The 26,745-nt window shown below is 54.0% G+C and carries 25 protein-coding genes and 1 pseudogene; 17 read left to right on the top strand and 9 right to left on the bottom strand.

The features are described 5' to 3' along the window. Positions 1-64: 64 nt before the first annotated feature. From K3T83_RS45095 to K3T83_RS45085, 3 genes are all read left to right on the top strand, one after another. Positions 65-1,087, top strand: coding sequence for a lytic polysaccharide monooxygenase auxiliary activity family 9 protein (locus K3T83_RS45095; RefSeq protein WP_220209693.1), 1,023 nt, complete (start codon positions 65-67; stop codon positions 1,085-1,087). Positions 1,088-1,463: 376 nt separating this feature from the next. Further along, positions 1,464-2,096, top strand: a complete 633-nt coding sequence (locus K3T83_RS45090; protein WP_236065213.1) for a helix-turn-helix domain-containing protein — start codon at positions 1,464-1,466, stop codon at positions 2,094-2,096. 55 nt (positions 2,097-2,151) lie between these two features. After that, positions 2,152-2,790 (top strand): dihydrofolate reductase family protein, encoded by a 639-nt coding sequence (locus K3T83_RS45085; RefSeq protein WP_220209691.1) that lies wholly within the window; start codon positions 2,152-2,154, stop codon positions 2,788-2,790. A gap of 61 nt (positions 2,791-2,851) precedes the next feature. On the opposite strand, the gene K3T83_RS45080 is transcribed toward K3T83_RS45085, so the two are convergent. Beyond that, positions 2,852-3,403: a GNAT family N-acetyltransferase gene (locus K3T83_RS45080; RefSeq protein ID WP_220209690.1), complete on the bottom strand. Its 552-nt coding sequence runs from the start codon at positions 3,401-3,403 to the stop codon at positions 2,852-2,854. Positions 3,404-3,560: 157 nt separating this feature from the next. On the opposite strand from K3T83_RS45080, the gene K3T83_RS45075 reads away from it, so the two are divergent. The 3 genes from K3T83_RS45075 (at position 3,561) to K3T83_RS45065 (ending at position 7,036) form a co-directional block, all read left to right on the top strand. After that, positions 3,561-4,430, top strand: coding sequence for a serine/threonine protein kinase (locus tag K3T83_RS45075; RefSeq protein ID WP_220209689.1), 870 nt, complete (start codon positions 3,561-3,563; stop codon positions 4,428-4,430). A gap of 80 nt (positions 4,431-4,510) precedes the next feature. After that, on the top strand, positions 4,511-5,080 hold the full coding sequence (locus K3T83_RS45070) for a GNAT family N-acetyltransferase (RefSeq protein WP_220209688.1): 570 nt from the start codon (positions 4,511-4,513) through the stop codon (positions 5,078-5,080). A gap of 222 nt (positions 5,081-5,302) precedes the next feature. After that, the gene (locus tag K3T83_RS45065; RefSeq protein WP_220209687.1) at positions 5,303-7,036 is read left to right on the top strand and encodes a serine/threonine protein kinase; all 1,734 of its coding nucleotides are present in this window, start codon (positions 5,303-5,305) and stop codon (positions 7,034-7,036) included. 5 nt (positions 7,037-7,041) lie between these two features. On the opposite strand, the pseudogene K3T83_RS45060 reads toward K3T83_RS45065, so the two are convergent. Beyond that, a pseudogene (locus tag K3T83_RS45060) lies at positions 7,042-8,025 on the bottom strand (phytoene desaturase family protein); the annotation flags it as partial. A gap of 263 nt (positions 8,026-8,288) precedes the next feature. Between K3T83_RS45060 and K3T83_RS45055 the strand changes: the two are divergent. Next, the gene (locus tag K3T83_RS45055; protein WP_220209685.1) at positions 8,289-8,792 is read left to right on the top strand and encodes a pyridoxamine 5'-phosphate oxidase family protein; all 504 of its coding nucleotides are present in this window, start codon (positions 8,289-8,291) and stop codon (positions 8,790-8,792) included. 22 nt (positions 8,793-8,814) lie between these two features. On the opposite strand, the gene K3T83_RS45050 is transcribed toward K3T83_RS45055, so the two are convergent. Both K3T83_RS45050 and K3T83_RS45045 read right to left on the bottom strand, forming a co-directional pair. Further along, complete coding sequence (locus tag K3T83_RS45050) at positions 8,815-10,236, bottom strand: LuxR C-terminal-related transcriptional regulator (protein ID WP_236065212.1); 1,422 nt, start codon at positions 10,234-10,236, stop codon at positions 8,815-8,817. Beyond that, entirely contained in the window at positions 10,205-10,807 is a 603-nt protein-coding gene (locus K3T83_RS45045) for a hypothetical protein (RefSeq protein ID WP_220209684.1), read from the bottom strand. Before K3T83_RS45045 ends, K3T83_RS45050 begins: the two co-directional genes overlap by 32 nt. Before the next feature lie 445 nt (positions 10,808-11,252). On the opposite strand from K3T83_RS45045, the gene K3T83_RS45040 reads away from it, so the two are divergent. The 4 genes from K3T83_RS45040 to K3T83_RS45025 all read left to right on the top strand — a co-directional run bounded on the left by K3T83_RS45040 (position 11,253) and on the right by K3T83_RS45025 (position 14,161). Continuing rightward, positions 11,253-11,486, top strand: coding sequence for a hypothetical protein (locus K3T83_RS45040; protein ID WP_220209683.1), 234 nt, complete (start codon positions 11,253-11,255; stop codon positions 11,484-11,486). A gap of 26 nt (positions 11,487-11,512) precedes the next feature. Then, positions 11,513-12,382: a DUF6585 family protein gene (locus tag K3T83_RS45035; RefSeq protein ID WP_220209682.1), complete on the top strand. Its 870-nt coding sequence runs from the start codon at positions 11,513-11,515 to the stop codon at positions 12,380-12,382. 22 nt (positions 12,383-12,404) lie between these two features. Beyond that, positions 12,405-12,905: a hypothetical protein gene (locus K3T83_RS45030; protein ID WP_220209681.1), complete on the top strand. Its 501-nt coding sequence runs from the start codon at positions 12,405-12,407 to the stop codon at positions 12,903-12,905. Between the two features lie 161 nt (positions 12,906-13,066). Beyond that, positions 13,067-14,161: a Vgb family protein gene (locus K3T83_RS45025; protein ID WP_220209680.1), complete on the top strand. Its 1,095-nt coding sequence runs from the start codon at positions 13,067-13,069 to the stop codon at positions 14,159-14,161. A gap of 36 nt (positions 14,162-14,197) precedes the next feature. On the opposite strand, the gene K3T83_RS45020 is transcribed toward K3T83_RS45025, so the two are convergent. Further along, on the bottom strand, positions 14,198-14,344 hold the full coding sequence (locus tag K3T83_RS45020) for a helix-turn-helix domain-containing protein (RefSeq protein WP_220209679.1): 147 nt from the start codon (positions 14,342-14,344) through the stop codon (positions 14,198-14,200). 43 nt (positions 14,345-14,387) lie between these two features. Beyond that, complete coding sequence (locus K3T83_RS45015) at positions 14,388-14,813, bottom strand: ester cyclase (protein WP_220209678.1); 426 nt, start codon at positions 14,811-14,813, stop codon at positions 14,388-14,390. A 140-nt stretch (positions 14,814-14,953) separates the two neighbouring features. Here K3T83_RS45015 and K3T83_RS45010 point away from each other — a divergent pair, with 140 nt between their 5' ends. Both K3T83_RS45010 and K3T83_RS45005 read left to right on the top strand, forming a co-directional pair. After that, positions 14,954-15,550, top strand: coding sequence for a TetR/AcrR family transcriptional regulator (locus K3T83_RS45010; RefSeq protein ID WP_220209677.1), 597 nt, complete (start codon positions 14,954-14,956; stop codon positions 15,548-15,550). A gap of 275 nt (positions 15,551-15,825) precedes the next feature. Further along, complete coding sequence (locus K3T83_RS45005) at positions 15,826-16,527, top strand: orotidine 5'-phosphate decarboxylase / HUMPS family protein (protein ID WP_220209676.1); 702 nt, start codon at positions 15,826-15,828, stop codon at positions 16,525-16,527. Here the strand turns inward: K3T83_RS45005 and K3T83_RS45000 are convergent. Beyond that, on the bottom strand, positions 16,524-17,879 hold the full coding sequence (locus K3T83_RS45000; RefSeq protein ID WP_373324748.1) for an FAD-binding oxidoreductase: 1,356 nt from the start codon (positions 17,877-17,879) through the stop codon (positions 16,524-16,526). The two genes, K3T83_RS45005 and K3T83_RS45000, sit on opposite strands and share 4 nt — an antisense overlap. A gap of 540 nt (positions 17,880-18,419) precedes the next feature. Further along, positions 18,420-21,716: an ATP-binding protein gene (locus K3T83_RS44995; RefSeq protein ID WP_220209674.1), complete on the bottom strand. Its 3,297-nt coding sequence runs from the start codon at positions 21,714-21,716 to the stop codon at positions 18,420-18,422. Positions 21,717-22,082: 366 nt separating this feature from the next. Between K3T83_RS44995 and K3T83_RS44990 the strand changes: the two genes are divergently transcribed. The 3 genes from K3T83_RS44990 (at position 22,083) to K3T83_RS44980 (ending at position 25,187) form a co-directional block, all read left to right on the top strand. Beyond that, complete coding sequence (locus K3T83_RS44990) at positions 22,083-22,568, top strand: iron chaperone (protein ID WP_220209673.1); 486 nt, start codon at positions 22,083-22,085, stop codon at positions 22,566-22,568. Positions 22,569-22,708: 140 nt separating this feature from the next. Continuing rightward, positions 22,709-24,076 carry a phenylacetate--CoA ligase family protein gene (locus K3T83_RS44985; RefSeq protein ID WP_220209672.1) on the top strand — a complete coding sequence of 456 codons (1,368 nt, stop codon included), beginning with the start codon at positions 22,709-22,711 and terminating at the stop codon, positions 24,074-24,076. A 280-nt stretch (positions 24,077-24,356) separates the two neighbouring features. Further along, the gene (locus K3T83_RS44980; protein ID WP_220209671.1) at positions 24,357-25,187 is read left to right on the top strand and encodes an NmrA family NAD(P)-binding protein; all 831 of its coding nucleotides are present in this window, start codon (positions 24,357-24,359) and stop codon (positions 25,185-25,187) included. A gap of 163 nt (positions 25,188-25,350) precedes the next feature. Here the strand turns inward: K3T83_RS44980 and K3T83_RS44975 are convergent, their stop codons facing one another. Then, on the bottom strand, positions 25,351-25,650 hold the full coding sequence (locus tag K3T83_RS44975; protein ID WP_220209670.1) for a hypothetical protein: 300 nt from the start codon (positions 25,648-25,650) through the stop codon (positions 25,351-25,353). Positions 25,651-25,837: 187 nt separating this feature from the next. Here K3T83_RS44975 and K3T83_RS44970 point away from each other — a divergent pair, with 187 nt between their 5' ends. Next, positions 25,838-26,713: a sigma-70 family RNA polymerase sigma factor gene (locus K3T83_RS44970; protein ID WP_220209669.1), complete on the top strand. Its 876-nt coding sequence runs from the start codon at positions 25,838-25,840 to the stop codon at positions 26,711-26,713. Positions 26,714-26,745 lie beyond the last annotated feature (32 nt).

Genomic DNA, 26,745 nt, shown 5'->3' with positions numbered 1-26,745 from the left:
TAACGTTTGACAGCTTGAAGTATCTCTTGATACCGCTCTTGCTGTAAAAGGAGAGAAGCTTGCTATGACGGAAAAGGAGTCTCTTTCCAACAGGCGGCGGAGATGGAATCTCCTGATTGTGGCTCTGATAGTTATGGTGGTGGGCGTGGCCTCCGTGCTGTTTGGCCCCGCGCCTGCGGCTAAAGCTCATGGCGCGATGACCTCGCCCGCCAGCCGAACTTACGCGTGCTATCTGGAAGGGCCGGAGAATCCGACCACTCCGGCGTGCCAGGCAGCCGTCGCCGCTGGTGGTACGCAGCCGCTCTACGACTGGTTCGCTGTTTTGCGTTCGGATGGCGCAGGGCGAACGCGTGGCTTTATTCCTGATGGTCAACTCTGTAGCGCTGGCACCACCAAGTACGCAGCCTACGATGCGCCCCGCGCGGATTGGCCGGCAACCAATCTGACGGCGGGGGCGCAATATACGTTCGTTTACGGTGCCTGGGTGCCGCACCCCGGCAGTTTCCGGCTCTATGTCACAAAGGATAGCTATGATCCAACCAAGCCGCTCACCTGGGACGAGATCGAGGATCAGCCATTTTTGACTGCCGACCCGGAGCCTGCGGTGGTTGATGGTGCCTATCACATGACCGGAACGCTGCCAACCAACAAGACCGGGCGGCACATCATCTATTCAGTCTGGACGCGCTCAGACAGCACGGAGACGTTCTATGGCTGCTCCGATGTCGTCTTCGGCAGCGACGGCAACTATCCCACACCAACGCCAACGCCAGCTCCGACCTGTACCGCGACCGTGACGATCACAAACTCGTGGCAGGGTGGTTATCAGGCGACGGTGGACGTGAAGAACACCAGCAGCTACGCGATTATCCCCTGGGTGGTCTCGTGGACCGTGCCGAGCGGGGTGACACTCGCCAGCGGGTGGAATGCGACTGTCACGCAGGATAGCAGCAAAATTATTGCCAATGCACCTGATTGGAATCGCACGCTGGGAGCAGGAGGGACGGTTTCGATAGGCTTTGTGGCAAGCGGGCCGTCGAGTCCAGCTCCGAGCGGAGTGACGCTGAACGGTTCCGCCTGCACCTGATACTCTCACCATCTCTTTCTCTTACAGGAAAAGCTGGTTTCATGGGTTGCTGTGAAGCCAGCTTTTCTTCGCAGTCAATTATTGACAATAAGTACGTTTTGCTTTAAATTGACATGGAACATAAGTTCTGTTCAAAGGTGCTGCGTATGGAAGCAGTTAAACAGGGCAGTTTCCCTTGACAGCACGTACGACCCGACGTGTTTTACAATGTAAAAATGTATAACCCATAAATTAGATAGGTCGATATATGCGAACATCCAAGCTTCACGAAACCCTCGAGCCTACAGTTGAAGGGGTGAGGGTTATCTTCAGAGAAAGACCATCGGATTCCCCTTTCGTGGAAAGGGTCTGGAGTAGCTATAGCCAGGGGCATGGGATGTTTACGTCGATTGCCGCCTCTCATTGGATGATGGTTGTTACAAGGCTTCAAGACAAAATCACGCTCGACATACAAGGGCCAGAGACGAAAGCGACAAATGTGTACTGTCCTGCGGATGGTGAATGGACTGGTATCTTGTTCAAGTTCGGCACATTTATGCCCCTATTTCCCCCCTCTACTCTGGTGGATGGAGCAGTGACTTTGCCTGAAGCGACGAACCAATCCTTCTGGCTGCATGGATCAGGGTGGCAGTTTCCGAGCTATGAAAATGCCGAGACCTTTGTTGATCGGCTCGTACGTGAGGGTCTACTGGTGACTGAACCTGCCATCGAATCTCTATTACACGGTCAACCAAACGCTCTGTCAGCGCGCTCTTTACAGCGTCGTTTCCTCAACGCTACCGGAATGTCCCACACTGATGCTCGCCTTATTGAACGCGCTCGTCATGCGACGATTCTCCTGCAACGGGGCCGATCCATTCACGACGTAGTTTACGAGGCAGGTTATTTCGATCAATCACACCTGATTAGAGAACTAAAACGTTTTATCGGATGGACACCTGCACAAATCAAGGATAGAAATCGGTCGGGGCAGTTGTCGTTTCAGTACAATACCGCTCTCCTTGAATGAGTTAGGATAGTACTGTTTGAGGCAGTACCAATCTAAGGTAAGGAGAAATAGGAATATGAGGAAATTGGTTGTGGGCACTTTCGTCACTATGGATGGTGTCATGCAGGCACCCGGTGGCCCTGATGAGGATCGCGATAGTGGCTTCCAACATGGCGGATGGCTGGTCCCCTATATCGATGAGAAGTTCGGCGAGGTCATGTCCGAGTGGACGAGGCACGCTGATGTCTTTCTTTTCGGTCGTAAAACCTATGAGATGTTTGCAGGCTCCTGGCCCAATTCCCCTGATCCGGGGGAACCGCTCAACACCAGGCCGAAGTTCGTCGCATCCCGGACGCTCCATGAGGTCAACTGGAACAACTCTATCCTGCTCAAGGGCGATGTTGCCCAGGAGGTTGCGAAGCTCAAGGCACAGGACGGCGGTGAGATTCAGGTTCACGGCAGCGGCAACCTCATCCAAACGCTGCTTCAGCACGATCTCGTTGATGCCCTTCGTATCTGGCAGTTCCCTGTCGTTCTCGGTACTGGTAAGCGTCTGTTCGAGGGAGGCACGATTCCGCGCAGCTTTCGCCTTGTTGATGCACAACTGAACACGACTGGTGCAGTTCTGCATGTTTACGAACGCGTGGGTGGCCTCAAGTACGGCGAAGTAGAGGTGGGCCAGGAGACCGTGATCTTTGATACAGAGACGCAATAAACGTACCATTGATGCGTCGAGGGAGAGAATGTAACTGATCTCTCCTCTACGCTACGGCTGTCTAGCCGCCTCTAGAGAGATCTAGACGCCAGTCATTGCAACGCATGAAACTGCCTTTGGGGTACTCGAAATCACATTCCTCGATGAGTGTAAACCCCAGCTTGCGGCAAATCGCGTTTGATGGGAGGTTGTCAATCGATGGGAAGGCGTGCAGAAACCTACACTTGCCATCTGATCTGGCTCTGGCAATGGCCTCTTTGGTGGCTGCGCTTGCGATACCGCGCCCCTGGAACGCAACCAGAACCTCCCAGCCGATCTCATAAACCGGCTCACCATGCCAGATGCGCTCCCAGTAGACGACGGAGCCAACCGCCTCGCCGGTGGCCTGAAGGACAATCTTAAATACTCGGGCCGAGCCTTCCGAAGCGAGTCGTAGGAAGCGGGCGTGACGCTGGGTAAGCTGTTCATCACTCTCGGGGCCGCCCAGATGCTTGGTCATCTCTGGATCCCCCAGCAGCTTCTTCAGCAGCACCAGGTCGCCCTCGCTCCACGGCTCCAGATGCACCGCATTTTGGTCGGATCTGCCACTCTCTGGCGAACTTCCTGTCTGCACTTTCTTCTCCTCTCGATCTTATACACTTCTGGTGAAGGATGAGTTCTTCTTGCGACATACGGGAATTCTACCACAAAAAACTATTAGTCAGAACGTCTATAAAAAAACTGATAGTGTTTCAAATCCTCTTTTTGTTGATATATAGAGAACCAAAAGCATGGATAGCGATAAGAAGCCAACTCAACAATATTTTCCCACTGGAAGCTTGCAAGATGGGCGCTATATATTGGTGAACATTTCTGAGCAGGGAGGAATGGAAAGCGCTATTCTGGCACGTGATCTCCATATGGAGAATCAGTTGGTAACAATTAAAGCAATGATTCCTTCAAACTCTGGCCCGGAGGCTCGACACGAGGACATACGCAACTTTGAACTTGTACTGGAGACGCTATACAGGCTCAACCACCCACTCATTCCGGCAGTGACCGATAGCTTCCGAGAGGGAACGCGTTACTTCCTGGTGCAGGAATATGTGGTCGGTGCGAATCTGCAAGGTCTTATAGAGCGTCTCATGCGGCCATTGCCCGAGCGTGCAGTGCTTGCTCATGCTTCTCAAATGCTCGATATTCTCAACTACCTGGAGTACCAGACACCACCCATTGTCCACCGCAATATTAAACCTGCGAATATTATTGTGAGTAGCAAAGATAAGCAGGCACATCTCGTTGACTTTAGTATTGCTCGCGTGCTAGTCAATAAAAAGGTGAACCGTAAGCAGATAGCTCTGGGCACACCTGGATATGCACCACCAGAGCAATACCAGGACAAAGCTGACACTCGCTCCGACCAGTACGCGCTGGCGGCGACATTACACCATCTGTTGACGAACCGTGATCCGCAAAATCAGCCACCGTTTGCCTACCCCCCGGTTCGCTTATTAAATCCCCAACTGTCGCCTGACATCGAACGTGTGCTAGAGCGTGCTCTCACAATTGATGCGAAAAAGCGCTATCAGAATGCGGCAACGATGAAGCAGGATATCGATGAGATCCTGGTAGAGCGTTTTGGCGTGGACAAGTCGGGGTAAAATCACACAGGACTTGTTTTTGGGTGAAGGATGCGCGTATTATACTCATGAAGACAAATCTGAGGGGAGCGATCCTTTTTATGCCGTTTGCGACCTGGTGGCGAGGCGATCCTTTGCCCGACCTGCCACCTTTGCCTGAGCTTGTTGTCGAACGTTCGCGGGATGTGCCGTTGATAGCACAGTTGACGAAGGAGCCAGAGCAGGTTATCACGGCTCGTTTTGAGGCAGGGCATCATCTCTATATTGCCTTTATAAATAAGCAGCCGGCAGCTTATGGCTGGGTGGCTACGCAGCGGGGCCGGATCACTGAACTGCACTTTTCCTTCACCGTTGCAGCACATACCATCTATCTCTGGGATTTCCTCACGCTCCCTGCATGGCGCGGGCACGGCATCTATCCTCATCTGTTGCAGGCGATTATACGGCAGGAACAGACAATTGAGCGCTTCTGGATCGGCTTTGCGCCGGGCAACAACGCGTCGGAGCGCGGTATCACGAAAGCTGGTTTTGAGGTTGTGGGCGATTTTGTGATTACCCCCGATATGCAGTACATCACCGCACTGACCCTTTTCAATACCGGCGTCCACGCCAGAGCCAGCAGCGCATTCTTCCAATTGCCAGTGATTGGCGAGGCCGAGATGAGAGAATAGCACATCAAGCGGATAGCTATCTTTGAGGAAGTCTCTCATCCAAACAAAGGGTGATGAAAAGCTGCTCTCCTGTACCCTCTTTCACTGAAAACGCTTCTACCTGTTAGAACCTTTTGTCGCATTTTGAAGATGCAAAGATGGGCTAAACGACTTTTCTATGCTATATTTACTGCTATATTTATATTTTCTAAGTTTCTAAGTTTCTATGTTGAGAGGTGTCATATGCCATTTGATGGACTGCAACTTGGCAATTATCGATTACTCCGCTTGATTGGCAGCGGTGGAATGGGCGAAGTGTATGTGGCTGAGGATGTCAGAACACCCCGTCAGATCGCGGTGAAAATAGCACGCATCGATTCCCAGGTCTTTGGGCAAACAGAAACATCATCCGACATCACACGGCTCTTTCATCGTGAGATGCAGGTTATCATCGCGCTGGATCATCCAAACATCTTGCCATTGATCGATTTTGGCGAAGTAGAATATCAACAGCAGAGCAAGCTCCTGTATATTGTCATGCCATACCGGTCTGAAGGGTCTCTCTCCAACTGGTTAGCTCATCAGAACATCAGTGGGCCGCTCCCTCTCAAAGATGCCACCATCTTTCTTCTTCAGGCTGCCGACGCGCTTCAGCACGCGCATGAACATCAGATTGTGCATCAAGATGTCAAGCTCGCCAATTTTCTTGTGCGCGAACATCACACGCATTCCCGCTACCCCGATCTTTTGCTGACCGATTTTGGTATAGCAAGCATTGTTTCCTCAACCTCAATGCACAGCTTGCATTTTCGAGGAACTCCATCGGCTATGCCTCCCGAACAATGGGAAGGGAAACCGGTTCCAGCCAGCGATCAATACGCTCTGGCGATCATGGCCTATCAATTACTTACAGGCCACCCCCCTTTTGTTGGCGGGCCGGAACAGGTCATGATGCAACATATTATGAAACAGCCAGAGCCGCCAAGTCACCACAATCCACTTCTCACTCCAGGCATTGATGATGTTATTCTACGAGCGCTCGCAAAATCGCCCGAGCAACGTTACCCCTCTATCCTTGCTTTTGCGCAGGCTTTCCAGCAGCAAACCACTGAGCAGGCCGGAATTTCGCTCATACCAGCATTCACATCCGAAGAGACCCCAATCACGCCGCAAACCTCGCCAACACCGGTCGAAACCGCGCCAGCGATCGCGCAAGCATCAGAATCAGAACAGGCAACAACCATTCACCTCTTAGCAAAGCAGGCACCATCAGCGCGTAAGCTGCGCATGCGTGCATTCTTGCTTGCCCTGGTTGCTCTGCTGCTGCTTGTTCCTACCGGGATTATTGCTGCCGGACAACTGCATCAGGGACAAATGCAGTCAGAACGAGCCACCGCCGAGGCTGTCAAAAACAACAATCTCGCTCACCAACAAGCGACAAGTAGAGTCGCTACGGCAACCTCTCCTTCTAGCGCAGCCACTCAAGCTGCTATTCGTGCCACCGCGACGGTAGTATCTACCACTGCACGCATCACAGCCACGGCGCAGGCAACGCCATATAGCACGCCTACTCCTACCCCTACTGTGCCAACGGTGGCTCAGATCACACCCACTCCTACGGTTCAACCAACTGCCAATGTGCCGGCCACCGCGACAGCTCAAACCGCTGCCTGTTTCGATCAAGCCTCTTCTCTCGGCCCCTATACGTTTTCTCCCGCGGTCTATCTGTTGCCACCCACTACTCCCTGGTTCTCGACCTCCTCCAGGTGCAAGAACATCAGCGTCAACTTCAGTCAACTCACGGCCCCCGTTCAAATACAGGTTTGCTTTACCGATAAGGACTGTAAAGCCTGGGTAAGTATCAACAATACAAAGCAATGGTATGTCCTTGCCACAAATCCCGCTGCTCAGACCTCTTATCGCTTTGGCATCAATGCCCCGAAGCAAACAACGATACAATTCGCAGATGCGGCTTGATCGCCCTATCTGCGGTTATCTGCGAGGATCTGTTGCGCGACCTGGCGCGCACTGCCCATGCTGGGGTCTGAAAGGAAACCAGCGCCGATCCAATCGCCAGCCAGATAGAGATGAGCAATGCCCGGAACTTCTGGTTCTGGTCGGCCAGCATAGCCGCCAGCGCGAGCCGTAGGAAGCATGCCGATGGCCTCGATGTGCGGCAGAAAGCTTCGCCTGACCAGAACCTCGCGCCATCCTGGTTGTACGATATCAAGCAACTCTTCCAATGCTTGCTCGTCCTGCTTCGGATCGCCGGGCTGTGTCGGATCGAGCATCTTGAAGGTGGAAATCATTGCACCACCTTGCGGGGCAATTCGCGCATAGACTGATTGTGCCGACAAAAAGCGCGGGTGTTCCAGATCCTGGACAACCGGGTAACGCGGCTCCGGGAGGCGGCGCAAGGCGACATCCAGGCAAGCGACCCGTGCAGGAATGAGCGGATCGATGATCTCGCGTAAGGGCGTATAGGCTCCCCCGTCTACCAGCTTTCCAGCGTCATCCGGGCCAGTTGCCAGAACGACAAAAGATGCAGTAACTTCCGTCTCATCGGAGAGCTGCACTCCCCGGACCTGATCATCCTGAGAGCAAACAGCAGTGACGCGAGTGCCACTCCTGATCTGTACACCTGCCTGTAGAGCCGCCTGGTGCAGTCCATCGACCAGGGTTTGCCAGCCGCCATCGAGATAGAGAACCGGATGCTTGAGCGAAAGTTGCAGCTTCTTGACAAATACTTCCGCGCTGACCAGATTCAGATTAGAGCAATAGGTAAACACACGGGCTGTCGAAGCCAGTATCTGACGATCTACGGGATGCTTGATTGTCTGCTCCAGCCACTTCTGGACACTGACATGGGCCAGGCTTTCAGCCTTGAGGCGAGGCAGGGTGCTAAAGATGCTCATCAGCTCCAATTTGTCGCCCAGCTTGAGTAAAGGACTACCCAGAAGTGCAGAGGCGCTTGCAGGAAAAACATGAGCACCTCAGAGAAGAGCAAGTTAGAAGAAGTTTTTTTCGGGTCCACATGCTATGCTTCCGGGAAGGCGCTGTTCTACCCGCTCAATGACCAGATGAACAGAGCCATCTCTCTGATACGTGAGAGATGCATCAGATGGACGCAGCAGAGGGGCAGAGCGGTCGTGGGAAGTTGTCTCAGCTTGAAAGACCCAACGGTCTCACTTTTCCCTATTTCCTTCACAACCGAAGGGAGGTTTTTTGCATGAACGAACCAGTCACAACTATTGATACGCAATTCAGTGATCCAGATGCCACGGCCACATCGTGGGAGGAAACACGTCGCGTGCTTGAAACAGCCGAGTTGTTCTGGATTGTCACGGTCCGAGCCAATGGTCGCCCCCACGTCACTCCGCTTGTCGCCGTGTGGCTCGATGGCGCCCTCCATTTTTGCACTGGTGACACCGAACAGAAGGCCATCAATCTTCAGAGAAATCCACATGTGATTCTGGCAGTGGGCAGCATTCAGTGGAACGCAGGGCTTGACGTTGTGGTTGAGGGCGACGCCGTTCAGGTCACTGACGAGAATATGCTCAAACGCTTAGCTGAGGTGTGGACCACCAAGTGGGACGGGCGATGGCAATACGAAGTTCGCAACGGTGCCTTTCGTGGCGAAGAGGTAACGGTTCCGGTGTTCTCAGTCACGCCCACCAGGATTTTCGCGTTTGCCGAGGGTCCCTGCTTCGGCCAAACACGCCACCAGTTCTGATTGCCAGCTCAAGCAGTTCAAATTAGACGAGATGCATGCGTGCCGCTACAGCAATAGCATCGGCGCGTCGGCTCACGCCCAGTTTGCGATAGATATTGCTCACCTGGGTTTTAATCGTATTGATGGAGACAACCAACGTCTGGGCCATTTCCGCGTAGGTCTGCCCTGTCGCCAGAAGCCGCAATACCTGTCGTTCCTGCCGAGAGAGGGGTTCAAGTGATATATTCTGAATGGCATTCTGCGAGAATTTAGAGAGTGATTCGCTTTCCTGTGCAGGTGTGGTATCTCGCTCCAGGATCGTGAGCATTCGCAGCACTGAGGATCGAGAAAGGACAACCGTGCTAGACTGGGAGACCGCCTTCGGGTGCGCTTCCAACCAGATCGTGAGTACCTCTTTCATCAGTGGTTCTCCCGTGTCGAGGTCCAGGCGAACGTACCCCTCTGGCTCAGTGATCGTGAGCAAGCGAGTTGCCTCCTGGAGCGCCTGCTCGTGTTTTCCACATCGATGCAGGGCCAGCACCGCGAGAGCCGTCCACTCGACCTCCGTTTGGAGCGCCGCCGGTCGCTCAAAATATGGGCGGAAACGTTCCAGGGTCTGAGCAGCCAGAAAGTTTTGCTGCTGGACCAGCAAGACCCGCGCCAGCATGAGCAGTTCACATCGACGCAAAAGGTTCCAGGTTCCTTCTGAGAAGGTAGTCCTGGTTGCCCACGCCGATGCCTCCATCAGGTTTCCCTCCGCCAGCCACACCTGCACGCGAACCGCGCTGATCCAGGGAGTATGAAGAGCAAATCCATCCTGTTCTATCAAAGTTTCGAGCTTTTGCCTGGCTTGCCTGGCTTGAGGAAGATCCCCTTTTGCCAGCGCAAGCCGCACGGAATAGATCTGTCCTCTGACCAGCAGTTCCACCTGTTGCCAATCCTGGGCGGCCTGAAGCATCCGTAGCAACCAGTTAGATGCCTCTTCCAATCGATTGCAGGCATAAGAGACGCTGAACAAGGAATAATAGAGATGTCCTTCCCAGGGGGCATGCCCCTCTATCCGTTGGAGCAGGGTGACTCCCTCCAGGCATTGCTGCTGTGCTTGATGGAGCCGTGCGTGAAGAACCAGGAGGACTGCCAGCATGCTCTTGAGGCGGATTGCCATCTGATAATCTCTTCCCTCCATCATCCTCTGAGTAGCCTGTCGCAACCTTGTGATGAGAAGAGTAGATGCCCTGGGATGTGGTAAAGCCAGCCAGTAGGCAAAAGAGAGCGGGATGATTTCCCATATCGCCTCCTCATCTTCTGGCAGCACGTCCAGCTCTTGAGAGAGTTGCTGCAATCGCTCAATGTCACCACGTTTGCCAATTGCTCTTAGCTCGATCCAGGCACGCAACATAAAGAGACGACGTCTGATGAATGCCTCTTCGCTCTCAGAAAGCGCCCAGCGCTGTTTTTCGCTCAAAAGCCCTTCCATACGGGTGAAGAAACACTCCACCTGGACGGTCATCGTGGTATGAAGCATTTTTTTTGCTGAGGTTAGCGGAAACTAGCGTCAGCGGATGATTGACTATGGCCTCCAGTTCATCGAGCAGACGGGAACGCTGAACAAGGATCAGCGGCAGGTGGGGAGGAGAAAGTTTGGAGGCAAGCAGTGCCACGCGGGGTTGGTTCTGTTGGGCTGAATGCGGCTGCGTAAAAGCGGAAGAAGCAAGCGAGCAACTGAACTCTTTCGCCACCTGTTCCAGGAATGCCAACGTCAGCCGATCTCTCGGTCCCAGATAGCGCTTGTTCCTCTTGCCCTCTTCACTATGATAGGCATACCAGTACCCAGCCCCTCTCTTGCGCTTCTCTTTCAGCACATTGAGATGACCAGATTGCCCTTGAAAGGAAAAAGAGGAATGGGTAGCTAACCAGACAAACCACTGTTCTTCGTGACCAGTCACCAGTTCCAGCGGTTGTTGGTCAGGGGTAAGAAGGGTATAGATCTTGTTATGGACAGACCATCTCAGTGTATGAAGAGCAGGCTTCGGCATAGATTTCTTTCACCTCACCTGGTTTCTCCCCAACTCCCCAACAGGAGGCAAGTATACCACAATGTATAGCAATGTCCACCGGTCTGCCTCATTTTTCAGGGCTTTCCAATTCTCCCATCTAGCGGGAGTGCAGAGGGCGGCAGCCCTTTGCCGGGGTGCGGGGTGTCCCCGCAAAAACCTTTTTTCTTCTCTTTTGCGCGCCGCCGCAGGCGGCGCGCGAAGGAGGGAAGGAAACTGGGGACGCCCCAGGCCCCGGCAGGGAGACCCCTGCACCCCTTTGAGCGGAGAACTGGAAAGCCCTGCTCATTTTTCCTGTGCCTTTCAGATGCCTCATAGATGATATACGATTGATATAGGCACCTGTCCTCTCTTCCCCTATACTGGTGACGAATTCATGAGGCAACAATAATCATAGAACATATCTAAAAGTAGGAAGTATATCTGCATGAATGCCATCATTCGCACAATCCAGATGTTGATTACGGGCACGCCACAAAAACTTCTCACCGGTAGCATCGCCTGGATCATCCTGGCTGTCGTATTCGGTTTGATAGGTTTGATGGTGCCGAAAATAGCCAGTTTCTTCAATCCATGTACCTTGTTTTTGTTCTGTATGGCAGGGCTATTCCTGTTTGTATCCCTGCTCAAGTACGCCATCGCGGCCTTTAATCGGCGGTAGTACTTTGTCAAAAAGGAGATCGTTCTATGACAGCCAGTACGCCACAGCAAAGTACGCTTCCAACGCCCGTACAGCAGATCGCCACAGCAGATCAGCTTGGAGCATTCATCAAGCGCTACGACTATTCTGCTCGTGAACTTCGCTCTAGCATTGGCTATGGTGTAGGTGGCTTGCTTGTGCTTGGCTTTGCGGCCCTGATGCTCGGTGTGCTACTTGAGGATGATATTGCTCACCACAATATCGGTGCTGGAGATTGGCTTATGGCGGCCTTCCTCCTGCTCCTGCTGGGCATTATACTCGGCTGTTGCCGGCTCATTTTTCACGCGCTTGCGCTCATTATCAGCAAACCAAAGATCTACCAGTTCAAGCAAGGGCTGGTTATTTTGCGAGGAAATCGCGCCAGCAGCTATCCCTGGCGGCAGGTCAAGTTCCTCTGGAAGACCGTCATAGATCATTATCTCAAGCAGAGCGGCACGTTTACCTCCACAGTCACTTATCAAGGAAGATCCTATCATTTCACCCTTCGGCTTCAGGATGATCGCAAACTGCGCCTGGATAATGATCTGGAGCACATACGAGAGCTGGGCGAGCAGATCGATCAGGAGGTCTTTCAGGCGCTCTGGCCTGCTGCATTGGCCTCATTAGAAGCCGGAGAAACGCTCTCATTTGGCAATTTTCGCATCGATGCACAGGGACTTATACGTGGGCAAAAAGCTCTTTCCTGGAAGGACTGGCCGCTCCTCACCGTCAACAAAGGGTCAGTTACCATTAAAGCGGCTGGACAAGAGAAGGCGTGGGCTAAGAGCGAACTAGCTGAGATACCAAATTATCGCCTCTTCCTGGCTCTGATAGGCCGGCAGAGCAACTTATACTTGAACGCAAAACAACCCAAGTAAACTCATTGTAGGAGAAGAACATATGGAGACAGAAAATCGTAGATCACACACAATACCTTATTTGCGCATTGCCAGTTTTCTCGTCCTCGCGATTGCTGTAGTTATCGGCGGTGTGCTTGCTGGTATCAGACTCACCTATGCAGCAAGCAGCACACCGGAACTGTATGAGGTGCGTCAAGGTGGCTCTATCTGGGCCTATACCGGATCAGGCTGGCAGCAACTTGGCTCCGCTAACTCTTTCCAGACAGATAATCTAGTGGGGGGGTCGAATGCTCTCTATCAATTGCACACAGATGGTTCTATCTGGAGCTATAACGGCACATCCTGGACTGCATTGCCGCATAATCCCTCTAGCAGCCAGGTCAACAACTTCAAAGTGAGCAAGAGCGGAGATGTCTTTGAAGCACTGGCGGATGGTTCTGTGTGGGCCTATCAGTTCGGGGCATGGCAGCAGATCGACAACAGTGGCCCATACGTCCTAACGACCGATGCCGGTGATTGGGGTTTTCACTCTGCTGGCTAACCTCAGGACATAAACTTATCATAGCATGCCTCTGTGTTTGATACTTCCCTGCTTGAGGTGGTGCGGTAATGCGGAAGCATACAAATATCAGAGGCAACAATAGTTTTACAGCTCGAATATGGTTCTATAGGAGGCATACCTGCTTATAAAGGAGCCACCCTATGCGTTTCAGGACATTTTTGAATGTTGAATCACTATCGCGTTTGATCTCCTGGCTCTTTAGGCTCATGAGCTTGCTCCTGATGGGTTATCTGGTGATTTCCCTGGTAATAAATCCCCTGATAAGTTCCCTCACTCCGAAACCTTTTACCGAATTTAAATGGCCTGATAAAGCTACCTCCTCTCCTGCTAAGATCATTGCGGGGCCGGATGGTGCTCTTTGGGTGACAACAATCGCTACTGATGGCGATAACCAGATTGGGCGTATCACCACGCAAGGCAAGATCACGCTCTTTAGCGTGCCTGCCGCCGACAATCTTGCGGAAATTACCTCCGGGCCTGATGGCGCTCTCTGGTTTACTGAACGTCTTGCAGGCAAGATTGGACGTATCACCCCACAAGGAAAGACCACCGAGTTCTCGCCAGGCGATCCCAATCTTGAGCTTGATGACATTACGACCGGGCCTGATGGTGCTCTCTGGGTAGCAGGAAGAGATTCTAATACTGACTGTAAGATTCTACGCCTTACTCCACAAGGCAAGATCACCCGCTTTGACGTGCCACATTCCATCGCCATGCTTGAGAATATTATCGCCGGGCCTGACGGTGCGATCTGGTTTACTGCGGACAGGTTTAGTTCTTCCAGTATGACCAGTATGATCGGACGCATCACTATGCAGGGAAAGGTGACGCTCTTTGATGTGCGAACTCCCAGTCTCATTTGGGGGATGGTAGCCGGGCCTGATGGTATGATCTGGTTTACTGCGGGGGTGGAGAGTTCTTCTGGTAAGAAAATCGAGCGTGGCATGATCGGACGCATCAGTATGCAAGGCAAGATCACTGAATTTGCTGGCCCTAAATATGGTGCTGTCTCGATTACAGTAGGGCCAGATGGAGCCTTCTGGTTTACTGAACGTCTCCCTTCTAACAATGATCCATCTAAGATCGGGCGTATGACCTTGAAGGGTCTGATGACTGAATTTGCCGCGCCGTTTTCATTGTACAACCCTGGCGATGGGATTGTAACTGAGCCAGATGGCACCCTCTGGTTTACAAATGTCAATGCTATTGTGCGCCTGACGCCACCTCGGCCTTAGCAGAACGGTTGAGATCAGGAGAACAAACCGCGCACTTCATGACTTTTGCTCTATTTGCAGCCCCCGGCGATGTATCTCTGAGGAGGCACCAATGCGCTCTGCCAACTCTTGCTGTGACCATCCGCGCAGCTCGCGCTCACGTCGCAAGCTGAGATTGGGGATAGCTCCTGCTTTGTGTTTCATCAAGTATACCTCTTATCACGCTCTCGAGAAGTACAACGTCTGGCTAAGCCGATGGCTGTCCGGGCATGGCCCCCAGTTGCGTCAAGAGGCTCAAGGTGTCCATGAGGATCTGGCTCTCCACCAGTTGCCCCTCAACCACCCGATCAAAGACCATGCCCGTCACTGTGACCTGCTTGCCCGTCGCAGGCACGCCCAAAAAGGAAACGCGATGGGTGCCACGCCAGGTAAAGCGGCTGGCAACAATCTCCCCTTCGGCCACCATTTCATCTACAACCCACTCCAGATCAGGAAAGGCAGCGCGAATCGTGAGAATGACCGCTTTAAGACCCTCGCGACCTGGCTGTTGACCGGGGAAGGGATCGCGTTCGAGGAAGTCAGGGGCGACTACTTCGTCGGCGATGGCCGAATTGCCAGTATTAATGAATTCCACAAAACGAGTCAGGACCGCTTTGTTCTGTTCGAGAGACATAGGATGCTCCTTTCATTTCGACAAACAAGCGTGTATCATGATTCTTAACAAAGCATAACTGAGATCTTCAGTCTTGTCAATATCATTGAACACCATTGTATAGCGAAATATGGGCAGGCAAGCAAAAGGAAAGGGAACCTATGGCGCGCAAATACACGTTACAACAACGTGCGAAACAGCAGGAGGAGACGCGACAGCGCATTATTGAGGCGGCTGTCTGCCTCCATCAGACGGTCGGAGGTTCTAAAGCCTCCATCAGTGCTATTGCGGAGTTGGCAGGAGTCGAACGGCTGACGGTCTACCGCCACTTCCCAGATGAGCGCTCACTTGTCATAGCCTGCACCAGCCATTACCAGGCGCTCAACCCTCCTCCCGATCCTGGCCCCTGGCAAAGCATTCAGGACGCCGAACAGCGGCTGCTCAGAGGACTCAGCGAGATTTACGCTTTTCATCGGCGCACCGAGCAAATGTCGCAGCATGCTCTGCATGATATGGAAGAGAAGCCAATCCTGCGTGAAGTGCTTGCCCCCTACTTCGCCTATTGGGAGCAGGTCCGGGATCTGCTGGTTGCAGCGTGGGAACCCAAAAACGCACTCTATTCCGCACGAATTCGTGCCGCGATTGGGCATGCCATCAGCTTTCAAACCTGGCGCTCGCTCGTGCGCGAGCAAGGGCTGGAAGACGCGGAGGCTATTGAATTGATGGCAAGTATGCTCCGCTGTCTCCAGGCTCAGTAGTCCTCTGTCAAACTTCATCGTTTGATGCATCCAGAACCTCCTCTGGGGTGAGACCGAATATGGCAGGGGAGCCAGGCGAGGACAAGCCGTCGCCCCTGCCATATTCGGGGAATACACACCAAAACCACGCGATGAAGTTTGACAGAGCAGTAGGGAAAAGGGGATTCTGAATGCTCACTTGCTGGCAGAAGCAACCCACCGCTGTATATAATGAAGGGAACGCTACAAAGGACGATGTTCTTTCACCAGAAAAAAAAGGAGGCTGTGCTCTGCTCATGCAAACGATGGTGCAGGTATCTCTTGATCTCAGATCCATTCCCGAAGCGCTTGATCTGGCTCATATTGCAGTAGAGGCAGGGGTTGACTGGCTGGAGGCGGGAACTCCGCTCATTATTTCGGAAGGCAGGCATGCAGTGAGAGCGTTACGTGAAGCGTTTCCTGCGCATCCTATCGTCGCTGATCTCAAAGCAATGGATGGGGGCCGCTCTGATGTTGAGATGATGGCGCAGGCGGGCGCAAACGCAATCGTCGTCATGGCCCGCGCGCACCCGGAGACCATCAAAGCTGCCGTGAGCGCGGGCCGTGAGTACAATGTTCGGATCATGGGCGATACGCTGGCCTCGCCAGATAAAGTTGCAGCCGCACGACTCCTGGAGGAACTGGGCTGCGACTATGTGGTTCATCACATCGGCTTTGATGAGCGCAACGGCCTGGATGCCGCTGGACAACCAGCCCCCAGCCCGCTTGATACATTACAGCAAGTCGTGCAGGCAGTGAAAATCCCCGTGCAGGCGGTTGGTGGCCTGAGCGTAGAGCAAGCTGTGCGCACCCCAGAATTAGGAGCGCCTCTTGTCGTCATCGGCGCTCCCCTCGTCAGTGCCAGCACTCTCAGATCTTCTCGCAATGAGATCGAACGCGTCCTGCGTACCGTCTGCCAGCAAGTACACGCCTATAGATCGAAAGAAGAGACTACCTAACTGCCTTTTTCTCCATCGCTCGGCGTGATATTCTGATTCATGTGGAAGAGATTGCCGGGATCATAAGCGGCTTTCACCTCTGCCAGGCGAGCATAGTTGTCGCGATAGGCGGCCTTTACATTGTCAGCACCTTCATCCATCATCATGTTGATATAGCCGCCTCCCGCTGAATAGGGATGCAAGGCCATCCAGTAGTCCCTGGCCCATTGGATCATGCGCTCGTTGTTGGCCGGGTTGGGATCGACTCCGACGATCACTTCGGAGAAGTTGGCTTCACGAAAGCTGAACGCGGTGTCAGAAGAAGCGGGCCGATGGACTGCGCCGTTGATTGGATAGAGGTGCATGGTCGAGTGCATCGTCGGCAGCTGCGCGCCGTACTTCACATGCAAATCAATCGCCTTATCATTCAGATCGGTGAAGAAATCAGCCTTCCAGTACCACTGTAGACCTGCCGGGTAGATCGCATCGAACAGGCTCTGTAGCATCGGCCAGGGGATAGGTCCGGCGAAATCCATGGCAGGGGTGCCAAACGCGCGAATTGGCTTGAGCAGTTCTTCGGCTTGCTCTACCGGCGCAGTGGAACACCAGACGATGACACACATTTTCTGCAAGTGAAATTGTTCTGGGAAGAGTGGTGCGGGTGGTACAGTCACAAACCCGAACCAGCCGTTGATCTCCTCGGGAGCATTTAAGATGAAGTCGCGCCAGAACGCGAGCAAGTCAGCTGCCTGTTCCATCGGCCAGAAGATTGGTCCGCCATAGACGGTACTGATGGGATGCAGTTGGAACAGGAATGAGGTAACGACTCCGAAGTTGCCACCCCCACCACGTACTGCCCAGAACAGATCGGCGTGCTCCTGAGCACTGGCGGTAACAAAGCTGCCATCGGCGAGGACCATATCAACGCTGAGCAGGTTGTCCACGGTCAGGCCCAAAGTACGCGCGAGGTAGCCGATGCCTCCACCCAACGTCAGTCCACCAACGCCGGTTGTTGAAATGAAGCCACTGGGCGTCACTAACCCGAAGGGATGAGTAGCATGATCCACCTCACCCCAGGTGCAGCCGCCTTCAACGCGAACGGTGCGCGCGGAGGGATCAACGCGTATCCCCTTCATCCCTGACAGATCGATCACCAGACCGTCATCACAGGTTCCCAGACCAGGGCCATTGTGTCCGCCACCACGCACGGCCAACGTCAGGTTCTGCTCGCGGGCAAAGTTGACCGCCGCGATCACATCGGCTACGTCCATGCAACGGGCAATCAGCGCGGGCCGCTTGTCGATCATGCCATTGTAGACTTGCCGGGCCTGCTCGTAGCCAGCAGCGCCGGGATGAAGTAACGTACCGCGCATGCGTGACGCAAACTCCTGAACCGCCGTTTTATCCAGAGTAACTCCTATGTTTTGCTGTTGAGTCATACATTGCTCCTCGTTCATTGTATGCATTGCTGGTTATTCAATGGATAAGAGATCGACCGCAGACAAAAGCTCATGAAGGTGTGACGGGTGTTGCAAAATAGACAGAACACTTGTCGCTCTCAGAAGTCTCTGCACGTCGTCTGCAAGGAGCATAACTGAAATGGCGTTATCAAAACGTTTGGTGGTGTAAGGCGAGAACGATAAATGCGAAGGTCTCCACTCACGTGAGCGTTAGCAAAGCGTTATGTTCGGGATGTCGTAGTCGAGCGATTCTTGGTACATCCGACAATGGAAGGGAGGATGGCTCTGGACATAAAGGAGGATGTTGGGTCCACCCGTAGCGACAAAGGGTGGTGGGGAGAGGACGTGGGGGCCTTGCGCTTGTCGCCCTCGCCACATCGTTTGCCTGTTTCCCAGTAACCCCAACAGCGACAAGCGCAAGGCCCCGCAGCCTCTCCCCACCACCCCTTGTCGCTACAGACGCGCGAGGAGGAGCCGCGCGGCTTGCAAGTCTGGTGTATCAAAACCTTCGGTAAACCAGCAATACAGGTCGTCCAACTGTTGCCTGATGCATGTGGATCGTTCCTGTGCGATGGAGAGCCGGGCAAGGCTCATTGTCGCGCGGAGTTCCAACGACCTGGCCTGCTGGGATCGCGCAATCTCGATTGCTCGCAGTATTGCCGCTTCGCCATCAGAGGCATCCGCACCACGCATAAGCAGTAATTCCCCTCGCAACCTGTGTAACTCCGCATCCCACCAGTGCTCATTATGTGTATCTGCTTCAGAAAGCGCCTCATAGATGGATGCCAATCCCTCCTCAACACGTCCTGCTTTCTCATACACATGTGCCAGTAGAGAGAGATAATACGGCAGACGCACCCGGGCGCTTGATGCTTTGAACTGGTCGATTGAGTCACGAAGACGCCTGATGCACTCCTCATCAGGCTGTTGCAGGGCGAGTGCGTAGTTGACTAGAATGGCTGCCCAGGCGTGGTAGTAGGGTGCTTGAAGCATGCTGGAGAGCGCCAGCGCTTCCTCGGCACTCTTCCTTGCGACCTCCTCCCCGGAGCGCAGTTGCTGAAGCATAGCCAGATATGTTGACACCAACGCCTGATTGAAGGGTTGATCCAGATCCTGTGCCAGTTTCACTGCCTCCAGTCCTCGCCCGAGTGCTTGCTGCGGATAGCCCAGGCACCAGAGGTCGTGTGCTTGCCATGCCAGCGCAAGCGCTGCATAGTTCACTCCCTGCGATCCTTGAAGGTGCTGAAGTTGATCGGGATCATGTGCCGCAATAATCTCGGCAAATTGGGCGTTTGCTTCAGTCATCTTCCCCAGATGTAGACGCGCTCCTACCAACATCACGCGAGCAAAAGGTGGCACAGTGCCGTGAGAGCGATGATACAGGGTCTGTAGCTCATCGGAGACTATGTGTACGCCATCAAGTCGGGCCTGGACAATATACATAGATTGCAATCCATATAGGGTCTCAGCCCGCTGTGCGTCATCCCCAACCGTATCGCACAGGGCAAGCGCGCGATTAAGCACACGCTCCAGTTCTGGCGCGGTCCAGCCTTTGGTGACTCGATAGAGAGGTGTCAATGCGAGTTGCAAGCTGAGTTCCTGTTTGTCGCGCTTTGAACCAGAGGGCAGAAGTTCTAGCAACTCCAAAGCACGCGAGAGCAGGCTGATAGCATCCTCGTTCGCATACACACGCTGCGCTACTGCGGCTGCCCGCTGATAAAAGGGGAGCGCTTGCTCGATCATGCCTGCATGTTCATAATGCGACGCAATCTGACCACAGACCGAGTCAAGTTCCTCCTCACCATACATGGCTTCCAATGCTTGCGCGACGCGCCGGTGCAGCATACGGCACTGCGGCGCGCCGATCTCTCCATAAGCCACCTCGCGCAACTTATCATGGGTGAAGTCATAGCTATTGGCACCATGTTCCCGCACGATCCGCTTATGCCAGAGTTCGTCCAGTGCCTGAACGACAGTATCAGCCTCGGCGTTGCTAGCAGCAATCAAGAGATCGAGGGTGAATTCTCGGCCAATGGTCGCGGCAAGTTTCACAAACTCACCAGCCGAGGGTGAAAGTTGAAGAAGACGACCAGCGAGAACGGCATGAACTCTTGGTGGAAGCGCCTGAGACTCATCTCGTGAAGAGAGTCCAGGGGGGCGATCAGTCTCTGGCCGACTCGTAGTAGATACTCGTCCCTGGCCGGCAAGCACCATTTCGACCACGAACAGGGGATATCCCTCGGTTTCTTGAAACAAGCGCATGACTGAGCGCATATCCAACTCATGCTTTGTCACCTGCGTAGCCAGTTTCGCGGTTTCTGCGGCATCCAACGGCTGGAGCGCAATTTCAGTCACAGATGCAGAGGGGCGCAGGTGCAAGAGCAGGGTGCGTAGTGGGTGATGAGGGGAAAGTTCTTCTGCGCGTGCTCCCCCAAGAACCAGCAGGCGGGCAGTGGGGTCGAAGCGCAACAGAAAATGGAGCCATGCCAGCGTCTCCTGATCGCACCATTGCATATCATCGATCAAGAGGAGGATTGGTTGAGATGTGGCAAGGACAGCGCGGGTTAGCGCCTCAAAGAAGCGCTGGCGCTGACCATACTCAGTCACAGCTTCGTAGCGCGGTAAATCTGGTCGCTCGGCCAGCAACTCTGGCAGAACACGGGCGATCTCAGTGAGCCAGATAGCATCGAGTTGTCTGAAGGATGAGCGCAGGCCATCACTCCTGAGCCATTCGGTCACAGGGGCGAGCGAGAGCTGGCCCTCGGCAGCATAGGAGCGTGTTTTCGCGGTGATGACTCCTTGCTGGCTCGCCCACAAAAGGAATTCCTCGGCCAATCTGGATTTCCCAATGCCTGCTTCTCCCGTAATGAGAACGAAATGCGGCTTACCAGCGCTCACAGCATGCCAGACCTCTTGCAGAGCCTTCCACTCCCGCTCTCGTCCAATGAGAGACGGGGGAGCTGCCAGCAATGTTTGCTGGGATCTGGTCGCATTGATAGGCGTTTCGTACTGCATGAGTTGCTTGTAAGCTTCTTGCGTTGCTGGATCGGGGGCGACCCCCAATTCGCGCTGTAAGGTAGTAACACAGGTATGATACACACGCAACGCACTGGCACGATCATTATTAAGCATAAATAAACGCATCAGACGGCGCGAGAAATCTTCAGAGAGGGGGTCAAGCGCGAGCAAACGCTGAGCATACCCAATAGCAGTGACGGTATCGCCTCGCCCTTCAAAGAGGCGATACAATTCTTCAAGGCTTTGCTGATGGAGCTGACGCAGCCGGGACCGCTCAGGCAAGAGCCATTCATCGTAACTACCAGGCAGGAGTTCTCCCTGGTAGAGAGCACTTGCTCGTTCCAAAGCGGATTGGAGTGCATGCCGGTCATCATGTTGTCTGACCGCAGCAGCCTCGGTGAGTGCCTGTTCGAACTCAGCAACATCAATGGAAAATGGAGTCTCAGTGTGCCAGCGCACAGTATGCATGTCGGCAGAGAGGAATTGCTCTACAGGTGGAAATACCTGGCGTAACTGGTGGAGAAGTTGGCGCAAGTTATTGCGAGCCTGAGCTTCGGTAGCGTCAGGCCAAAAGAGGAAGGCAAGATGCTGGCGCTGTTGAGGGACATCGCGGTGTAACACGAGATAGGCAAGCAGGGATTGCAGACGCACAGCGTTCAGGCTCGTCACCTGCTGACCGTCGTAGATCAGGTTGAAATCGCCGAGCAAACGGAGGTGAAGGGTTGGCTTCATCACTACTTTCTCCCGATGAAGATGGATGACAAACATTGCCAAACACATACTGTATCATAAACGGACAGCATTATCTTTTTTTCAAGGCAGATGATTTCCAGACCACCATCATCCAGTATAGTCCAACCTGATAGCAAACACATCCGTAAAATAACCTGATTTGGGTCAGCCTTCGCTCACTGCTCATAACTCATCCCGAACGTTTGCGAAAAACGCATCTGTAAAATAACTGAAAAGAGCTTCAGCTTACCGTAAACCATAGGGATTCATCACGTGATCAGGCACATGTTACCTTTGCCCTCGCTCTTCCGTTTTTTCTGTACGCGAGAAGAATTGATCATAAGTCAATACTATGAGGAGATTTTTATGAGCCAACCTGAAAAGAATGCCACGCAGGAGTCCACCAGAAGCACCCCCACGACCAACAAGAAGTCCAGGGGCTTCGCAGACGAGGAACGGGCAGCGATGAAGGAGCGCGCGAAAGAGCTGAAGGCGGAAGCGCGCGCCAACAAGAACAAGGCGGAAGGGGAAAGCGACGTGCTCACGAGGATCGCCGAGATGTCGGAACCAGATCGCACTATGGCCATGCGGCTCCATGAGATCATCAAAGCCAGCGCTCCCGTCCTCTTGCCGAGAACCTGGTATGGAATGCCCGCGTATGCCAGGGACGGTAAGGTCGTCTGCTTCTTTCAAACCGCGCAGAAGTTCAACACGAGGTACGCAACGCTCGGTTTTAACGACACAGCAAACCTCGACGAAGGCACCATGTGGCCGACCACCTTCGCGCTGACGGAGTGGACTGAAGCTACTGAGACGAGGATCAGCGAGCTGGTGAAGAAAGCGGTGAGCTGAGTCCGCAGTTCAGGGAGAGGCATTCAGATGTTCTCCAATTTCATGTACATCTCACACTAAGTCTCTTTCAGCGTGGTAAAATACGCAGAGGAATTGATGATCGTCGTGAAAAGGCAGAACTGACACAAAGGGGTGAACTGATGCCGATAGCCGATATCACCAGCCGAGACTACATGCCGCGCGAAGCACTGCGCGGCCTCCAACTGGAGCGATTGCAAACGACCGTTCAACGAGTGTATGAACATGTCCCCTTCTATCGCCGGGCGCTGGATGAACGTCAGATCACAGCTGCGCAGGTGCAACACCTGGAAGATCTCTGTCAGATTCCCTTTACCACACGTGAAGATCTGATCGAGCAGTATCCGAGGGGCTTCTTCGCGGTCCCTCGCGAGCAGATTCTGCGCATCCACGCCTCTTCAGGCACCAAAGGGAAATCCAAAATTGTCGGCTATACGCGCCAGGATATCCAGGTCTGGGCCGAAGTCTGCGCTCGTGCGCTGTATTGCATGGGCGTGCGACCCGGCGACACCTTGCTCAATGCCTATGGCTACGGCCTCTTCACGGGCGGCCTGGGACTGCACTATGGGGCCGAGTACATGGACGTGACCGTCATTCCTACCTCGGTTGGCAACACTCAACGCCAGATGACGTTCCTGCGCGATCTGCAAGCCACCGCGCTTGCCTGCACGCCTTCGTATGCCCTGGTCATCGGCGAGATGGCGGAGCGTATGCACCTTGCGCCTACCGATCTAAGTTTGCAATACGCCATCTGCGGTGCCGAACCCTGGACCAATAGCCTGCGACAGCAGATTGAGCAACGCCTGGGGCTGCACGCCTTCGACCTGTATGGCCTGAGCGAAATTATCGGGCCGGGTGTGGCGGTTGAATGTCCAGAGGGGCGAGCTGAAGCCTTGCAGACCGGGAACGACTCCACCCGCTCTCTGCACATCTTTGAGGACCATTTCCTGCCCGAAATCGTCTCTCCACAGGGCGAGCCGCTGCCAGCAGGCACGGAAGGCGAATTGGTCCTGACCACCCTGACCAAAGAGGGGATGCCGCTGCTGCGCTATCGAACCGGCGACCTCTGCACACTGGAAACCGCTCCCTGTTCCTGTGGGCGTACCCTTATACGCATGAGTCAGGTCAAGGGGCGCATCGACGATATGCTGATCATTCGCGGCATCAACATCTATCCAAGCGAGATCGAGCGCATCCTGCTGGCGATCCCCACACTGGCTCCCTATTACCAGATCATCATTGAGCGTCAGCAAGTGCTCGACGATGCCACCGTCGAGGTCGAGGTAACCGCGCCCATTCAACAACAAATAGGGGACCTGACATCGCAAGATGAACAATGGACTGTACACGAACAGATACAGGTGCTTCAGAACAGAACCAGTCAGGCATTGCAGGAAGCAACTGGCCTGCGCTTTGCTGTACGCGTCCATAGCAAAGAGATGTTGCCACGCCATGAAGGCAAGGCCATACGCGTGATCGATAAACGTTAGGGAGGGCCATCAAAAGGACACATTGCACGAGCGCTCAGCCGCCTCGTTTTTCATCATGAGGATCTGAGTGGATAACAGGAAGGATCTAAGCAGATTTTCAACACTATGCGCAAGAAAACGATAGCATCTCTCTGTACTCCTGCTATACTCTTAGGGGGTATTCAAGGATAGACCTGTAGATACAGGTACTTTCGCGGCATACATACCCTTGCAATTTCCCGCGACACATCGATACCAACGAGTATGTATAATAAGGAAATAGAAGAGAGGAAAAACAACTATGATCCTGGTGACAGGTGCTACAGGCAACGTGGGAGAAGAGTTGGTCCGAGCGTTAGACAATGCCGGTCATAGGGTGCGCGCTCTGGTTCGCGCTCCAAAAGCGGGTTCATTGCCGACGAGTGTAGAAAAAGTTACAGGTGATCTCAATCAACCCGAGACGCTCTCCTCTGCTCTCATTGGTGTGCAGGGAGTTTTTCTGCTCAGCGGCTATCAGGATATGGACGGGTTGCTGGCTCAGATGAGCCACGCGGGAGTGGAACAGGTCGTGTTGCTGTCGGGGAGTTCGGCACCAACCGGCGACATGAGTAATGCCATCACGAGATATATGGTCCGTTCTGAAATCGCCGTTCGAGAGTCGGGGATTCCCTGGACGATCTTGCAACCCAATAGTTTCATGTCTAACGCGTTGCGCTGGGTGCCTCAGATACGGGCGGGTAATCTCGTACGCACTGCGTTTCCTGGCGTTCGTGTAGCAACTATAGACCCATTCGATATTGCGCAGGTGGCGGCAACCGTCTTCGCATCAGCCGAACATGAGGGGAAAAGCTACCGATTGAGCGGACCAGAGTCGCTCCTGCCAGCGGAACAGGTAGCGATCCTGGGGAGAGTGTTGGGCCAGGCGCTACAGTTTGAGGGTATCCCAGATGATCAGGCCAGAGTGGAAATGAGTGCTACCATGCCAATGGAATACGTCGAGGCATTCTTCAGCTTTTTTGCCGAGGGCAAATTAGACGAATCACACGTTCTCCCTACTGTCGCGAATTTGACCGGGAGGCGACCACATACATTCGAGCAGTGGGCGGTCGCGCATGCTACAGCTTTCCGTTAAACCTGAAAAAGATTCCTCATGGTTGAGGCTGCGCAGGTCACTCGTGCCAATTCTTCTGTTCCTCTCGTGCATGCCTGGCCCAAAAGACTCAACATCATCATGAGGATCTGGCGAGTGAGGCCGCTCTCACGGTCATACTCGCCAGCCCCTCGGCTCTCGGCCTTTAGAAGGATCGATAGAAGCTGGCAGATGTCAACTGTTCAGCGGTCGGCGGCTCAGCTACCCAGCTCTTGAAGTTCTCTATGAACGCTCGATATTCTGGCATGGCCAAAAAAGGATTGTCAACCCCGTCGTCAGTGATGAGGAGAGTGACAAAGTTTTCCCCATCGGGGAGCGGGCAGACGGCATACAGAACGCCCTGCGGGCGTTCTCGTTCAAGCGCCTCCAGCACACGCTTGCCCGCCGCATCGATTTCTGCGCGCTTGTCGAGTTTCACTTTGGTATGAGAAATTGCTACTTTCATGGGAACATTTCCTTTCACTTTTACACGGTTCGTTGTGCATAGCCTCTGGTCAGTGGAGAACACCAACCATCAGCGCATTTTGACATGGTCGTCCAGCCGGCAGATCGTCAGTATGTGCTACCTCTGTCACATTGGCCGGGTTTCCTTCGTCATTACTTCGACGAAACAAAACGAAGGAATGTGACCGATGAACGAATATACCTGGTTAGCACAACGCTTCGAGGCCGAGCGCCCCCACCTGCGGGCAGTGGCCTATCGGCTGCTGGGTCGGCTCGACGAGGTGGACGATGCCGTGCAGGAGTCCTGGCTGCGTCTCAGCGGCTCCGATACCAGCCGCATCGCGAACGTGGGCGCATGGTTGATGACAGTAGTAGCGCGAGTGTGCCTTGATATGCTTCGTGCTCGTCAAGCGCGGCGCGAGGAGTCCCTGGAAGTGTCGCTACCTGGAGTAGTGACGAGCAGTGAAAGCGAGATCGACCCGGTGCAAGAGATGGAAATGGCCGATTCGGTAGGTCTGGCGCTGCTGGTGGTGCTGGACACGCTTGCTCCCGCCGAGCGCCTCGCCTTTGTCCTGCACGACATCTTCGCCGTGCCCTTCGACGAGATCGCGCCTCTCGTGGAGCGTTCTCCGACTGCGGCCAGGCAGCTCGCCAGCCGCGCACGCCGCCGGGTGCGAGCAACAGAATCCATGCAAGATGCAGATCTGGCCGCTAATCGAAAAGTGGTCGAAGCCTTTCTCACTGCCGCGCGCGAAGGGAACTTCGATGCGCTGCTTGCCGTGCTCGATCCAGATGTGGTGCTCCGGCGCGATCAGGCATCCGTTACTGCGGGCCTCTCAGGAGAGCTTCACGGGGCAGCGGCGGTGGCGAAACAGTTTGTGGGACGTGCTCAGGCAACACAATCACTTCTGGTGAATGGCTCAGTGGGAGTTGTCGTGGCCCCATACGGGCGACTGCTCAGCATCCTCGATCTCTCAATCAGACACGGCAAGATCACCACGATCACTGCAATTTCCGGCCCTGCACGCCTGCGCCAGTTGCACCTTGCGGTTCTCGACGACTGACAAGCCGCTGCCCATCTTTCGCACATATACGC

Source organism: Reticulibacter mediterranei, assembly GCF_016587455.1.
This window is presented reverse-complemented; position numbering and strand designations above follow the sequence as displayed.

Coding starts and splice junctions, on each gene's coding strand:
- K3T83_RS45095 (WP_220209693.1), top strand. CDS start 65: ATGACGGAAAAGGAGTCTCTTTCCAACAGGCGGCGGAGATGGAATCTC.
- K3T83_RS45090 (WP_236065213.1), top strand. CDS start 1,464: ATGTTTACGTCGATTGCCGCCTCTCATTGGATGATGGTTGTTACAAGG.
- K3T83_RS45085 (WP_220209691.1), top strand. CDS start 2,152: ATGAGGAAATTGGTTGTGGGCACTTTCGTCACTATGGATGGTGTCATG.
- K3T83_RS45075 (WP_220209689.1), top strand. CDS start 3,561: ATGGATAGCGATAAGAAGCCAACTCAACAATATTTTCCCACTGGAAGC.
- K3T83_RS45070 (WP_220209688.1), top strand. CDS start 4,511: ATGCCGTTTGCGACCTGGTGGCGAGGCGATCCTTTGCCCGACCTGCCA.
- K3T83_RS45065 (WP_220209687.1), top strand. CDS start 5,303: ATGCCATTTGATGGACTGCAACTTGGCAATTATCGATTACTCCGCTTG.
- K3T83_RS45055 (WP_220209685.1), top strand. CDS start 8,289: ATGAACGAACCAGTCACAACTATTGATACGCAATTCAGTGATCCAGAT.
- K3T83_RS45045 (WP_220209684.1), bottom strand. CDS start 10,807: ATGCCGAAGCCTGCTCTTCATACACTGAGATGGTCTGTCCATAACAAG.
- K3T83_RS45040 (WP_220209683.1), top strand. CDS start 11,253: ATGAATGCCATCATTCGCACAATCCAGATGTTGATTACGGGCACGCCA.
- K3T83_RS45035 (WP_220209682.1), top strand. CDS start 11,513: ATGACAGCCAGTACGCCACAGCAAAGTACGCTTCCAACGCCCGTACAG.
- K3T83_RS45030 (WP_220209681.1), top strand. CDS start 12,405: ATGGAGACAGAAAATCGTAGATCACACACAATACCTTATTTGCGCATT.
- K3T83_RS45025 (WP_220209680.1), top strand. CDS start 13,067: ATGCGTTTCAGGACATTTTTGAATGTTGAATCACTATCGCGTTTGATC.
- K3T83_RS45020 (WP_220209679.1), bottom strand. CDS start 14,344: ATGAAACACAAAGCAGGAGCTATCCCCAATCTCAGCTTGCGACGTGAG.
- K3T83_RS45015 (WP_220209678.1), bottom strand. CDS start 14,813: ATGTCTCTCGAACAGAACAAAGCGGTCCTGACTCGTTTTGTGGAATTC.
- K3T83_RS45010 (WP_220209677.1), top strand. CDS start 14,954: ATGGCGCGCAAATACACGTTACAACAACGTGCGAAACAGCAGGAGGAG.
- K3T83_RS45005 (WP_220209676.1), top strand. CDS start 15,826: ATGCAAACGATGGTGCAGGTATCTCTTGATCTCAGATCCATTCCCGAA.
- K3T83_RS45000 (WP_373324748.1), bottom strand. CDS start 17,879: ATGCGCGGTACGTTACTTCATCCCGGCGCTGCTGGCTACGAGCAGGCC.
- K3T83_RS44995 (WP_220209674.1), bottom strand. CDS start 21,716: ATGAAGCCAACCCTTCACCTCCGTTTGCTCGGCGATTTCAACCTGATC.
- K3T83_RS44990 (WP_220209673.1), top strand. CDS start 22,083: ATGAGCCAACCTGAAAAGAATGCCACGCAGGAGTCCACCAGAAGCACC.
- K3T83_RS44985 (WP_220209672.1), top strand. CDS start 22,709: ATGCCGATAGCCGATATCACCAGCCGAGACTACATGCCGCGCGAAGCA.
- K3T83_RS44980 (WP_220209671.1), top strand. CDS start 24,357: ATGATCCTGGTGACAGGTGCTACAGGCAACGTGGGAGAAGAGTTGGTC.
- K3T83_RS44975 (WP_220209670.1), bottom strand. CDS start 25,650: ATGAAAGTAGCAATTTCTCATACCAAAGTGAAACTCGACAAGCGCGCA.
- K3T83_RS44970 (WP_220209669.1), top strand. CDS start 25,838: ATGAACGAATATACCTGGTTAGCACAACGCTTCGAGGCCGAGCGCCCC.